Source organism: Desulfatiglans sp. (assembly GCA_012513605.1).
Classification (GTDB): Bacteria; Desulfobacterota; DSM-4660; order Desulfatiglandales; family HGW-15; genus JAAZBV01.
In genome coordinates this window covers 1-12,553 of sequence record JAAZBV010000004.1, presented here as the reverse complement: position 1 = coordinate 12,553, position 12,553 = coordinate 1, and the positions used below count along the sequence as shown (strand labels likewise).

At 42.6% G+C, this 12,553-nt stretch carries 14 protein-coding genes; 7 read left to right on the top strand and 7 right to left on the bottom strand.

Going from position 1 to position 12,553, the window contains the following annotated elements; genetic code table 11:
- Nucleotides 1-96: 96 nt before the first annotated feature.
- The 7 genes from GX654_00530 to GX654_00500 form a co-directional block, all read right to left on the bottom strand.
- Nucleotides 97-396 carry a DUF3237 family protein gene (locus GX654_00530; protein NLD35337.1) on the bottom strand — a complete coding sequence of 100 codons (300 nt, stop codon included), beginning with the start codon at nt 394-396 and terminating at the stop codon, nt 97-99.
- 85 nt (nt 397-481) lie between these two features.
- Nucleotides 482-1,366, bottom strand: coding sequence for a hypothetical protein (locus tag GX654_00525; protein ID NLD35336.1), 885 nt, complete (start codon nt 1,364-1,366; stop codon nt 482-484).
- A gap of 528 nt (nt 1,367-1,894) precedes the next feature.
- Nucleotides 1,895-2,659, bottom strand: coding sequence for a GntR family transcriptional regulator (locus GX654_00520; protein ID NLD35335.1), 765 nt, complete (start codon nt 2,657-2,659; stop codon nt 1,895-1,897).
- A 448-nt stretch (nt 2,660-3,107) separates the two neighbouring features.
- On the bottom strand, nt 3,108-3,515 hold the full coding sequence (locus GX654_00515; protein ID NLD35334.1) for a hypothetical protein: 408 nt from the start codon (nt 3,513-3,515) through the stop codon (nt 3,108-3,110).
- A 29-nt stretch (nt 3,516-3,544) separates the two neighbouring features.
- Nucleotides 3,545-5,245 (bottom strand): FAD-binding protein, encoded by a 1,701-nt coding sequence (locus GX654_00510; GenBank protein NLD35333.1) that lies wholly within the window; start codon nt 5,243-5,245, stop codon nt 3,545-3,547.
- Nucleotides 5,246-5,264: 19 nt separating this feature from the next.
- The gene (locus GX654_00505; GenBank protein NLD35332.1) at nt 5,265-5,483 is read right to left on the bottom strand and encodes a ferredoxin family protein; all 219 of its coding nucleotides are present in this window, start codon (nt 5,481-5,483) and stop codon (nt 5,265-5,267) included.
- Between the two features lie 42 nt (nt 5,484-5,525).
- Nucleotides 5,526-6,176, bottom strand: coding sequence for a hypothetical protein (locus GX654_00500; protein NLD35331.1), 651 nt, complete (start codon nt 6,174-6,176; stop codon nt 5,526-5,528).
- Nucleotides 6,177-6,372: 196 nt separating this feature from the next.
- On the opposite strand from GX654_00500, the gene GX654_00495 reads away from it, so the two are divergent.
- From GX654_00495 to GX654_00465, 7 genes are all read left to right on the top strand, one after another.
- A complete protein-coding gene (locus GX654_00495; GenBank protein ID NLD35330.1) occupies nt 6,373-7,332 on the top strand; it encodes a cyclase family protein in 960 nt (319 codons plus the stop codon).
- A 63-nt stretch (nt 7,333-7,395) separates the two neighbouring features.
- Entirely contained in the window at nt 7,396-8,319 is a 924-nt protein-coding gene (locus GX654_00490; protein NLD35329.1) for a 3-keto-5-aminohexanoate cleavage protein, read from the top strand.
- A gap of 29 nt (nt 8,320-8,348) precedes the next feature.
- Nucleotides 8,349-8,525: a hypothetical protein gene (locus GX654_00485; protein NLD35328.1), complete on the top strand. Its 177-nt coding sequence runs from the start codon at nt 8,349-8,351 to the stop codon at nt 8,523-8,525.
- Complete coding sequence (locus GX654_00480) at nt 8,525-9,310, top strand: SDR family oxidoreductase (GenBank protein ID NLD35327.1); 786 nt, start codon at nt 8,525-8,527, stop codon at nt 9,308-9,310. Before GX654_00485 ends, GX654_00480 begins: the two co-directional genes overlap by 1 nt.
- A 3-nt stretch (nt 9,311-9,313) precedes the next feature.
- A complete protein-coding gene (locus tag GX654_00475) occupies nt 9,314-10,249 on the top strand; it encodes a 3-hydroxyacyl-CoA dehydrogenase family protein (GenBank protein NLD35326.1) in 936 nt (311 codons plus the stop codon).
- Between the two features lie 95 nt (nt 10,250-10,344).
- Nucleotides 10,345-10,986 carry a TetR/AcrR family transcriptional regulator gene (locus GX654_00470; protein NLD35325.1) on the top strand — a complete coding sequence of 214 codons (642 nt, stop codon included), beginning with the start codon at nt 10,345-10,347 and terminating at the stop codon, nt 10,984-10,986.
- 60 nt (nt 10,987-11,046) lie between these two features.
- Nucleotides 11,047-12,318, top strand: coding sequence for a PQQ-binding-like beta-propeller repeat protein (locus tag GX654_00465; GenBank protein NLD35324.1), 1,272 nt, complete (start codon nt 11,047-11,049; stop codon nt 12,316-12,318).
- The last annotated feature ends 235 nt before the right edge of the window (nt 12,319-12,553 follow it).

The following is a 12,553-nucleotide window of genomic DNA, read 5'->3' as shown; positions in this document are numbered from 1 at the left end:
ATAGGTTTGTCCTCCTTTTGCTTTTGGGAATTCGTTTTGTCTGGTAACTTAACGATCTCCCATAAGGAGGACTTTTTCAATATCAAAATTCATTAACTAAAAACCGTTTTTGGACAAGAGTGATTTTGCGTATAACTCTACATCACCATCCGGACGTGTCAACTGCCAGTCAGCGCCGCCGGGCAGTACTTCGCCCTCAATATCCGGTCCTTTAAACTTGCCTCCGGTAATCGGTATTATCCTGCGCTCGCCATACTTGCTCTTACCGAAATTAAGCAAACCACCAATAGTTACATTGGCATCAAAAACGTATTCCGCCTGGAGCATTTTAATTTCAGTGCCCTCTACCTTTTTTTCTGTGTCTGATGCAAAGGAAATTGGTATGAAGAGACTCATGGAGATAACAATAATCACAAGTGTATAAGATATTTTACTCATAAAAACCTCCAGTTTTAACAGGAAATGTTTTCACCGCTGCTTCTTATTTTGCATTGGTACTTATTTGCTCTTTAAAATATGTGAATATACCTGGCAATACAAGAGGAATCATTCCTCCATGGTCGGCATCTACCTCTTTATACACCAAATTGAAACCCTTCTCTTTCATCCATGTCGACATTGCCCTGCTTGCGGCCAGGGAGGGGGTTGCCCCTGTTCCTTCTGTCATGAAGACAGGCATTTTACGTATGTTGTCCCATGGGTAATTTGTTTCATCGACAAATGGCCCTGACATGGGCGCTATAGCGGCCCAGTACTGGTAATATTTTGCACCGAGATACCATGTGCCGCCGCTTCCCATTGAATGACCGGCCATAAAAATAGCTGAACGCTTTACAGGGTACTCATTTATCACAATTTCTATCACATTGATAACATCCTTCTCGCTCAGTTGCAGTTTGTTTTCCTCTTCTGGGGTAACAGAATCACGCTGTTTTGCCGCCACATCAGGTTTTCCAAAGACTGCGGGCAGACGAAGAGGCGTTCCATAGGCGCCAAGTGGTGTATGTCCCAGTGGTGAAAGAAGGATAAAACCATATTGTTCAGCAAGATTAATCATCTGCCTCTCATTTGCATCTATATACCTGTTTTCATCAGACATGGCGCCATGCAGGAATACAACCATGGGTAGTTGTGAATGGCCATCCCATGAAACTGGTACATAAAGACGGTAGGGCATATCTGCATTCGCCGCAGGTAAATGATATTTCCGATGGAGATCACCTTTGGCTTGCCATTGATTATTGTCCGGATTTGCCAGACTCTTTGCCAGTGCCCTGGATTCAACTATCTGATCTTTGGCATTAATAGCACAGCCATATTTTATTTTATCGGAAGCATTGGCCCTATCAACAGCAGGTGACAGCATAATAAGAAATGACAGGGTGATGGCAGTAATTAATTTAAAATAGATATTATTCATGATTCCTCATAGTTAAAGGAAAGGAGATGCAGGTTATGTAATGCAGAAGCTTTCGAGGATTTTATACAAAACCTTATCCGGGATGGAATTGGGTAAATCACACGATATTGCCAGCCCGGATCTGTAATTTAGATTATTATAGGGATGCGATGCCTCAATATAAAAAATAGGACAGGGGGGAGTTTTGAAACCTTTCCCATTTTTTGTAAGGAGTGATTTGCATCGCAACCCTATAATAATTACAGCGTGTAGAGCCGCTGCATTCCACTATAGATTAAGATGAAGGCAGGATCTGATATGTTCTGTGCCAATCAGTACCGGCTTTGATCACCTTAAGACATTTTTATCCAGTTCCCTTATATCTCTACTAATGTATATAGGTATACTAAATAGGTTAATGCTGTCAATACAAAAATAATGATTACCTGTGATGAACAGGGATGCAGGGTTCAGGGTTTCCAGTGTTTGCTAAATTTATAACAGTGATGAGGTCCTGAAGATAAACATATCCCCCCTGAAATAGTTCTGACTGAGTAAGAGTGCCTTTCCTGAAGCCGGATGATAGGTGGTTTCATTAAAAAATACAGGTGCCCCATAGGGGATTTCAAGGGCGCTTGAAATGTCCAGGTCTGCCGCAACGGACCTCAGGGTCTGATTTACCTTATGAAACCTTATTTTCTTGGCCTGTTCAATAGTATGCAGAATGTCATCTTTTTCCGCATCTGCTTTTGATATTTTGTTACAGGAAGTGGGATCAGTATAATAGGTGTTAAAGGATACAGGTAAACCATTAAAAATTCTTAAACGTTTCATTCTCCAGATATCCTGTTCAGAGTCCATTGAGAGAAAATTCTGAACATATTCTGATGATCTGGTTGTGGTGATTTCCAGGACTTTCACCTGGGTGTTCAGCTTTTGAATGGATTCCTTAAGTTTTTTAAAGCTTCTGCCCAGTTCAAAGGTCAGTGGCGTCTCTTCTATTCTGGACACGGTTGTCCCCAGTCCACGCCGACGTTCCACGAAACCATCATTTTTTAATTTATCCAAGGCTTTACGGATAGTTATGTTGCTTGTCTGGAATTCCTTTTCCAGTTCTTCACCTGTAAAAAGCTGTTTACCAGGATCGTATTGTCCTGATAATATGCGTCTCTTCATGGTCTCTGCGATCTGAATAAAAAAAGGGACAGATGAAATGTGGTCAAGGGATGTCTTTTCGATTTTGCTTTTTCTATTAGCCATATCCAAATATCCTGTAAGTATAAGGTTGTAATATCTGACTGAAAAACCCAAGTTCTTATAACAAGAAACATAGTTGTATACAAATATTAAAAAATATCAATTATTTTATTTTAATGATTTGTGAAGAATTTATCTGGGCATTAAATCAGGTGGATTTTAATTGAAAACTATTATTTTTTGCATTAAAGCGGTCAGCCATTGGCATTCGCCGATTAGTAAAATGCAATTAAAACATATGATTAGTTTTTCTGGCCTGGAGATGGAGTTAAACCTTCATCAATGATTTGTTTTTTCTGGATATGCGCTGGACATCATATCAGATATCAGCCTTCACAAGGGCATTGATAGTGAAAAGTGGGTATAGAGTAAAATAAAAGGATTGAATTTTGTCAAATTCCTACTTTTTGCGCTTTACTCTATGCCCTTTGCGCGGAGAATATTCGATTGTTTATTTATTATTGCCAGTAATCCGGGTTGCTATAGCTCCTTCTGTTCCATAAGTGCCTGCCTGACGGGTTAATTTGAGTTCATCTCCTGATAATATGCCTGTGCATGACATCGGGACATCATTATTATATATCCAGGCAAAGATGATTTTGTCCCCCTCAATTTTCCCATCTGTTATTTCACTTTCACTTTTGTTCCCGCTCATTTCGGCAATAACCTTTCCGGTTACATTGTTTCCCTCAACCTTAAATGTGTAATTGCATATCATCTCACCGATAGGGGTCGTATAGGTCGCCTGCCACTCACCCGCGAAACCTTTCGCTTCACTTTGTGCACCTGCTGTCATAAACCCGAAAAGTACTAATACTAGTGTGATGACTATTGTACCGGTAATAACAAGTCTCTTCATTTTGATCTCCTTATTTGCTAAATGTTTAATTATTTCCCATCCGGCCTGATCTTGTAATCGTTAACAGGAACAGGTTGAGTTGAGAGCTTCATCTCTTCCTTATCCTGTTTTATGATTATCCATTTAAGCCAGTTTTTATCATCCTGCGCTGGGAAGTCTTCTCTATAATGAAAGCCCCTGCTCTCAGTCCTCATCAGTGCTGCCCTGAAGGTGAGTTCAGCACACAGAGTCATAGACTTTACCTCATGGCATTTTCCAAGATAATGGGGGTCTTTAGCATTAAGATCTGGAAGTTTCTCCTTTAGCTTTTCAATCATGCTGATAGCCTCGGAAAGGCGCTCTTCGCTCCTTCGAAGATTGTATTTCATGGGGGCTGCAATGCTTCCCAGAACAGATATGGCTACCCAGGGTGAAAAATTATGATCGTCCTTCATGGGGGCAAACATATTATCCCTGATCTTATCCGTATCAATGTTTTTCAGATCAACAGGAGATGCTGCTGAAACATAATCTGCAACCGAGGCGCCTGCCCATCCCGCGCTTATCACTGCAAACATGATTCCTGAACCGGGGCACACACCGGGGGGTGAAGCGACAGCCCCTGCCAGTGCAGAGCCTGCATAGCTTGTATCTCCTATTGCCCATAACCCATCAAGACTGGTTTTCATATCATGATCAACCTTTATGCAGGATGTCTCACCATGTAAAGGCACTGCTATCTCAGGTTTTGAGTCTCTTGATATCCCGTGTTCTTTTTCTTTATTGCCGATTTTCTTAAGCCATTCTTCAATCTTTGGAAGGCCTGTAGAAAATCCGTGCGGAGGCATTGCCTTTGGCGGCTCAAAGTAGATCGGGCCCCTGCCTTCAGCTACCTCCTTTTCCAGACCAACAGCCAGTTTAACAGGTAAAAATACACCGGCAGGCCCTCTGTCCGGCATATATTTTTGTGCCAGATTTTCACCCAGGTTGTTCACCAGAAAGTCAGAACCCACCATGCCGCTGTCAGTTGCCTGGAATACCGTGTGCCCGTAAAGATTTCCATATTCCGCATTTCTCATTTCAGCCCCGGCTCTGTAGGCGGCTGCTATTCCGTCTCCTGTGCCTGCTGACCAGAAACGCCTTACCTTATAACCGCAGCTCCCGTTTGCAAGTATGGTGGCCTTTGTATTAATAACAATGAAATGGCCGTCAACAATATTAAAACCGGCTGCACCGACCACACGATTATCCAGTGTTAACAGATCAACTATATGAACCTTATCTATTATCCGTGTACCCATTTTTTTGGCTTTGGTACGCATTGGCAGCATCAAGTCTATATCTATAAATGTAGATGAATATTCTGGGGCGAACATGGCAGGGAAGGAAAGCATATTGCCATCAGGCGTTTTAGCAAGCTTATTACCCCATTCGGAAAACTGCTGAATCGCCCCGTATGTATCTTTAACATATTTGGCCAGTAATTCCTGGTCATTCAGAAAGAGCCCTGATGTGTGGAGCTGAAAATCTATAAACTTGTCAGCATCATTGTTGGGCCCAAGAAAGGCAAGAATACCACCTATCTTTGTTGCCTTGCCTGCCCAGCCTACTGTCTGCTTCTCAACAATCAGCACATCACAGCCAGGGTTTTTTTCCTTTACCTTTATTGCTGAAGCCAGGCCGCCAATCCCTCCTCCTATTATCAACACATCTGCAGAGAGATATTCTCTATTGTTATTTAAATCAGTCATTATGTTCTCCTTTTAGACCTTAGAAAGATGACCGTAATGGCGCCGGAATATTGGGGATTACATTAATGCAATTTACCGGACAGGCGCATTCGCAGGCAAGGCACCAGACACAATCTTCAGGGTATGCGATAAGAGGTTTTTTGTTCACCTCATCCCACCGGATAACATCAACAAAACATGCATTCATGCATGATTTGCATCCTTTGCATCTGTCCATATCTATTATAATCTCTTTAATCCATTTAAGTTCCAGGATATCCATTTTAAAATCTCCCCTGTTTCATATGTAAATAATACGAGAACCCTCTTTTTTGATCCTTAATGATGCCTTGCGATTGATTGCAGGATCAGTAACAGCCTGCCATATCCCCCACAGTGCCGGCAGAAAATTTTTGAATGTGCTTGCCTCGGCAATATTATGCGCCGGCCATCCGCCACCTGTTGGCTTTTTTCCGGTTGGATGCTCAGGCATTGCTACTGGAGGATGAGCAGGACCGCTACCGGGAGGGGGTTTTGGGAACCCGTGCATGCAGGAGCGCATTTTACACCCGCCAGGTATGGCCTCCCATTGGTGTGAGAGCATGATAAAGGGCTTTGTTCCTGGGATTTCACCAGTTGTACCGGCTGTAAGGAGATGTTCATATGTCCAGAATGCCTTTTGTTCCTCAGTACCAATATTGGGGTCAACCCATTCGATTCTTAAATCCATAACAGGGCTGTAATCTATGCTCTCTGTAGCTATCTGGACAGCCCCTATATGGCCGTTCATTGGCGGTTTTTTCTCCCACCTGAAACCCTTGTGCTCTTCAGGGCACCAGAGCTCATAACCCTTTTCCATGTTTACCCACCACCAGTCGAGCATCTCCGGTGTAACACCGGGGATAACATGGTCTACTACCATCCAATTATCAGGATATTTTATATTTTCCATATTGCTGCCTCCTTTTAAGGTTTTATCTAAAAAAAATGGTTCTTCAATTTAGTAAGAGAAAGAGACGACTTATAATTATTTCTTCTTGTCATTTATGCTGTCCTATGGTAAAGTAATTTTACTTTATAATTGTAAAGTATAAAAGTCAATCAAAATGAAATTTATGATCAATTTATAATATTAAGGAGGTATAAATATGGGAAAAAAGGTATTTGTCGATTTGACCCATCCATTCAGCGCAGAGATCCCCCGCTGGCCCTATTTCGTTAAACCGGTAATAGATTCCATGCATACGATGGCAAAGGGCGGGGTTCTTACCCAGAGGGTTGACTGCGTTCAACATACTGGCACTCATGCTGATGCTCCGCGCCATGTTATGGAGCGCGAATTTGACGGCAAAAGGGCACGTTATACCCATGAAATGCCGGTTGATGCCTATACTGGTGATGCAGTATGCCTTGAGATCAAAATACACCGCTGGGGGTTGATCCTGCCGGAGCATCTCGAAGATGCCTGTAAGCGGGCAAATATAAAACCTGATGAACTCAAAGGAATGGTTGTATGCCTTAATACCGGCATGCACCGAAAATTCGACGACTCAAAAGAATATTTTCACTATTCCTGCGGCACAGGTGTTGAGGCCGGAAAATGGTTTGTAAAACACCATGTCAAGTGTGTGGCCATGGACATGCAGGCCCTTGATCATCCCCTTCATACAGCTATGGGTAAGAATGGCCCGCCCCAGATGAACCTGCCCGGTAATTCCGGAAAGCCTATTACCGTAGAATACTCTGAAATGTTCGGTGAAGAGGCCTATGCCGAATTTGAGAAGGCTGCATATATAAGGTTTCATGGACAGGCTGCATATAATGCAAAGTTCGGTGACCTGGAGGAAATAGGTTGTGAGGGAACATGGGAACCATGCCACAAGCAGATGCTTGGTCATGGAATCGTAGGTGTCGAGAACCTGGGAGGAGACCTGGATAAGGTTTCGGGAAAACGATTCCGGTTCTACTGCTTTCCCATCCGCTGGTATATGGGCGATGGTTCTATGGTACGCTGCGTAGCTGAAATAGATGAGGATGATCTGAATGATGTGCCGGAAAGAACCTATACCTATTGCGGTACCGGTTATGGCCCGGCCTGTGAACGATAAATAGTACAGGCAAATGATTATGACAGTTATAATTAATTGCTATGAATATCTGGAGGTATTCATATGGGAAAAGTAATAATTACCGCCGCGCTTACAGGGGCTATCCATACCCCATCCATGTCAGAATATCTGCCCTTCAGGATAAAAGATATGGTTGAAGAGGCGGTCAGGTCATATAATGCGGGCGCTGCTGTTGTACATGTACATGCAAGAAATCCTGAAAACGGCATACCCTCTTCCAGTGTTGAGATATTTAAAGATATACTGAGCGGAATCAAGGCCAGATCCAATGTGATTATCACACCTACAACAGGCGGAAGTTATACAATGACTCCAAAGGAAAGGCTCTCTGTTGTAAGCGCTCTGAAACCTGAAATGGCCACATTTAATGCTGGTTCTCTCAATTTTGCCCTGTACCCGGTTCTGGAAAAATACAGAGATTTCAAATATGACTGGGAGGAAGGTTATCTGAAGGGTACAGAAAGCTTCATCTTTTCAAATCATTTTGAATCTCTCCATATCTATTCAACGACAATGAATGAGACCGGCACCAGGCCTGAAATAGAAATATATGATGTCGGACAGATTAACAACGTGGCCCAGTTAATAAGAGAGGGTTACCTTAAGGCCCCTGTTTATCTCCAGTATGTAATGGGTATCCTGGGAGGAATCCCTGCTACATCCGATAATCTTCTTTACCTGATAAGGGAATCAAAGAGATTGCTGAATGAAGACTTTATATGGTCAGTATGTGCTGCGGGAAGGTTCCAGTTCCCAATGGGAGTAATTAATGTACTTGAAGGCGGTTTCTTTCGGGTTGGTCTCGAAGATAACCTCTATCTTGAAAAGGGTGTGCTTGCAAAGAGCAGCGCTGAACAGGTTGAAAAGGCAATCAGGATCATTCGTGAGTTAGGTTATGAACCTGCAACACCGGATGAGGCCAGGGAGATATTAAATCTGAAGGGGATTGAAAAGGTCAACTACTAAGAAGGATTCAAGGGGTCAAGGAGTCGAGTGTGAAAAGAGGCGAAGGGCGCACGGCTCAAGCCGCAGGGAAAGAAAAAAAAGATGACATTACTGTAGGGGCAGGCCTGAGTGCCTGCCCGCAGATGATTGTACATTACAAGAGGCACAGTGCTCAAGAGTGCTCAAGGCGCAGGGAAAGACAACATATTAAGGAAGGAGTTGAATAATGAAAAAGGGTGACGAATTATTAAAGGATCTTTTTGATGTTACCGGAAAGGTGGCCATTATTACAGGGGCAACGGGAGGTTTTGGAAGTACAATCAGCATGGCCCTGGCTATGGCAGGGGTAAAGGTCATGGCAACAGGACGTGGTGAAGATAAACTTAAATCGCTTGTAGAAAAGATAAAAAAGGAAGGCGGGATCGCATCTTTTTCAGCAGGATCACCAGTAAACCATGATGATGTAAAGAGGGTAGTAAAGGAAACAGTTGACACCTTCGGGAGGGTGGACATTCTTATTACTGCGGCCGGTACGAGTAAACCTGCTCCAATTGTTGAACAGCCCCTTGAAGAATGGGAAATGATAATGGATACTAATGTAAAAGGTACTTACCTGTTCTGTAAGGAAGCAGGAAAGGTGATGATTGCACAGGGGAAGGGCGGTAAGGTTGTTCTGCTGGGTTCCGCGCGCGGTGATCTGGGTATGGCCAATTATTCCGGATACAGCACTTCAAAGGGGGCTGTCCATCTTCTTGCAAAGACCCTTGGCTGTGAATGGGGACAGTACGGCATAAATGTTAATGCTATTGCACCCACTGTTTTCAGGACAGACCTCACCCAGTGGATGTTTGACGACAACGCATTCTACAAGAATTTTTTAAAACGCATTCCAATTGGCAGGCTTGGAGAACCAGAAGATTTTATCGGTATAGTGATATATCTCTGTTCAAAGGCATCGGATTTTATAACAGGGGCAGTTATACATACTGACGGGGGATATGCTGCAGGATAAAAAATGTCTGATATAATGAATATAACAGTAATTGGTGCAGGTTTAATGGGGCATGGTATTGCGCAGCTCTTTGCAGAAAAAGGATACCCTGTGACATTGATGGATATTAAAGAAGAGCTTCTTGTCAATGCCCTGAAAAACATCAGGTCAAATCTTGTCATGATGGCGGATAACAACATTGGCACTCATAAGGATATTGACAAAATCATTTCACGGATACAGAGTGTCACAGATATGAAGGGAGCTTTATCAGGCGCAGATTTTGTGGTTGAAGCGGTTTCAGAGAATCTTGATATCAAACAGGATCTTTTCCGCAAGCTGGATGCCATGTGTAGGCGTAAAACCATACTTGCGACAAATACCTCTGTTATCAGCATTACCGAGATCGCATCAAAATCAATATTCAGGGAGAGGATCGTAGGCACCCATTTCTGGAATCCGCCATATCTTATACCCCTGGTTGAGGTAGTCCGCGGAAATGATACTGCTGATGAAACAATGGAAAAGACCTTTTCCCTGCTCCATGCTGTCGGGAAACATCCTGTCCGTGTAAATAAAGATGTCCCCGGTTTTGTGGGGAACCGCCTGCAGCATGCCCTCTGGCGCGAGGCAATCTCAATTGTTGAAAAGGGTATAGCTGATGCAGAGACAGTAGATGAATGTATCCGATTCGGGTTTGGACTAAGACTGCCTGTGCTTGGCCCGTTAGAGAATGCTGACATGGTCGGGACTGATCTTACTCTTGCAATCCATGAATATATCTTAAAACATCTTGAAAACTCGCCCGCACCATCTCCACTTCTCAAGATGATGGTCGAAGATGTTGACCTGGGTTTTAAGACAGGCAAAGGATTCATGAAATGGCCGGAGGAGAAAATTAAAGAATCAAGAAATAAACTTCAGAAATATCTGTTAGAGAAAATTAAAAAAGAAAAATAGTAGAATCTCCGCCTTGTGAAATATATTGAATTATACAGATAATAATTATAGTCATTATATAAAGTTAAATCGGATCAAGGCAGGATATATACCTAATGATAAAAAAGAATGTAAGGAAGCTGGGCAAACAGCCCAGGGATGTAAGTGAAAAAACAAAAGAGACTATTCTTAAGACAGCACTCAAGGTATTTGCTGAGGAAGGCTTTCATAATGCAAAACTGAGGGATATTGCTTCAATAGCCGGAACCACCCACAGCCTGATAACGCATCATTTTGGTTCAAAGGATGATTTATGGAAGGCAGTTGTTGATTATGGATTAAACCTCCAGGAAAACAATATACTGAAAATATTAAAATCCCATAAATCTGCTGACCCTGTGGAGCTGTTCAGGGAGTTTATAAAATCCTATGTATCAACAATAGCTAAAAATACTGAGCTTTCAAAGATCCTGCTTCACGATAACAGCCGGACAAGCCCTCATCTGGTATATCTGATGGAAAGACAGGCTCGCCTGCACTCAATCATAGAACCTGTGTTTAATAATGCCCAGAAGCAAGGGTACTTTAAGGGTTTTCGTCACGACAGTTTTCTTGTTTATGTGCGTGCCCTTGTTGAAACTCCTATTGCTACAAGGGACATTACCAACAAGCTCCTTAAAGAGGATATACTCTCGAAAAAGGGGATTAAAAGCCACACAGAGCGGGTATTAAAATTTCTTTTCAGTAAGGATCAATAGATATTTATTACTTGCTTATGGTGAAAATGGGGTGCCAATATTTATTAAAGGAGATGGAACATGATAATGATGACAGCAATTAATGGTAAAAAAATTGTCCTGTGCGTAATTGCTGTTTTCATGGCGCTGGTGTTTGCATTAAGTGCAAATGCCGCATCAGACTGGCCTAATTATCTGGGGCCTACCAATGATTTTCAACCGGAACTTAAGGAATTTACTGCAACATCTGCTGAGGAGGTGTGGCGGGTGCAGCTTAAGACAGCCATGAGCTCTGTCACTATTGCTGACGGGCTTCTCTATACAATGGGAAATGACGGCACAAAAAAGGATGAAGACACTGCAAGAGATTATGTCTATTGCCTTGACGCAAAAACAGGTAAAGAGATATGGAAATTTGATTATCCATGTAAGCTTGATCCGCGTCTGCATCCTGGTGGCCCGAGTTCAACCCCGACCATTCATGAGGGTAAAGTCTATACCCTGAGCAAGTTCGGGCAGATATTCTGCCTTGATGCAAAAACAGGCAAAAAGATATGGGATGCCTCAGCCGAACAGTATAAACCTGAAAAGCCCTGGTGGGGATTTTCATCTTCACCCACGATTATGGGGGATGCAGTCATCTTAAACATCGGAACAAAGGGGATGGCCTTTAATAAGGATACAGGAAAACTGCTCTGGAAAAGTGATGGCAGTGTTGTTGCCTATGCAACACCAAAGCCTCTGCCTGTAAACATGTTCAATCAACCGGCTGTTGCTATTTTTACAAATGAGGGTTTTTACATTGTCGATCCTGCTACAGGAAACCCATTGGCTACCTACGCAAAGAGTTGGGAGGAAAAGTCCAACTGCAATGCCATTACGCCCTATATCTATAAAGGCGGTATATATCTCAACCATAGCGTACACGGTATGGCACGGCTTAACCTAAAGGGCGATATGCTGACACAGGAATGGCTTTCAACAGATGCCAAATATCCAAACGAGTGGTATGGTTTTAATCCGCAGGTTATTTATAAGGATAATATCTATTTTTTAAGCAGCGGACGTGTAAAGGCTGATAAAGGGTTGCATTGCGTGAATGCCCTTACCGGAAAACGTGTATGGTTTGATCAGGATTTTGAATTTGGAAGCCTGATAGGAATTGGCGATAAAATGATAATGCTGACTGAAACAGGCGAACTGATCTGGGGGAATATTATCGACACAAAATTCAAGGAGAGCTACCGGAAGAAAATATTGAACGGTCTTTGCTGGTCTTTGCCTGTTTTAATTGGAGACAATTTATACGCCAGGGATGCAGAGGGAGGGGTTGTTTGCCTTAAACTTAAATAAATTAGAATCATGTTTTAATATATTGAAAAATTCATCATAAACCGTCATGCCCGCGAAAGCGGGCATCCATTAGCTTTTGATTTTCTTTATGAAGTGGATTCCCGCCTGCGCGCATTGGCGTCAAGCTAAAATCTATTGAAATGACAGGATAAATTTTAATGTTAAGGATTGATCGTACATACAATATATTTTGTTGTCCATATAAAATATCCACTGAAAGAGGATATCAAATATT

Bases quoted from the DNA above. Each gene is read 5' to 3' on its own strand.
- GX654_00495 (NLD35330.1), top strand. From the start codon at position 6,373: ATGGGAAAAAAGGTATTTGTCGATTTGACCCATCCATTCAGCGCAGAG.
- GX654_00490 (NLD35329.1), top strand. From the start codon at position 7,396: ATGGGAAAAGTAATAATTACCGCCGCGCTTACAGGGGCTATCCATACC.
- GX654_00525 (NLD35336.1), bottom strand. From the start codon at position 1,366: ATGCTGTCACCTGCTGTTGATAGGGCCAATGCTTCCGATAAAATAAAA.
- GX654_00465 (NLD35324.1), top strand. From the start codon at position 11,047: ATGATAATGATGACAGCAATTAATGGTAAAAAAATTGTCCTGTGCGTA.
- GX654_00480 (NLD35327.1), top strand. From the start codon at position 8,525: ATGAAAAAGGGTGACGAATTATTAAAGGATCTTTTTGATGTTACCGGA.
- GX654_00470 (NLD35325.1), top strand. From the start codon at position 10,345: ATGATAAAAAAGAATGTAAGGAAGCTGGGCAAACAGCCCAGGGATGTA.
- GX654_00520 (NLD35335.1), bottom strand. From the start codon at position 2,659: ATGGCTAATAGAAAAAGCAAAATCGAAAAGACATCCCTTGACCACATT.
- GX654_00500 (NLD35331.1), bottom strand. From the start codon at position 6,176: ATGGAAAATATAAAATATCCTGATAATTGGATGGTAGTAGACCATGTT.
- GX654_00475 (NLD35326.1), top strand. From the start codon at position 9,314: ATGTCTGATATAATGAATATAACAGTAATTGGTGCAGGTTTAATGGGG.
- GX654_00510 (NLD35333.1), bottom strand. From the start codon at position 5,245: ATGACTGATTTAAATAACAATAGAGAATATCTCTCTGCAGATGTGTTG.
- GX654_00530 (NLD35337.1), bottom strand. From the start codon at position 396: ATGAGTCTCTTCATACCAATTTCCTTTGCATCAGACACAGAAAAAAAG.
- GX654_00515 (NLD35334.1), bottom strand. From the start codon at position 3,515: ATGAAGAGACTTGTTATTACCGGTACAATAGTCATCACACTAGTATTA.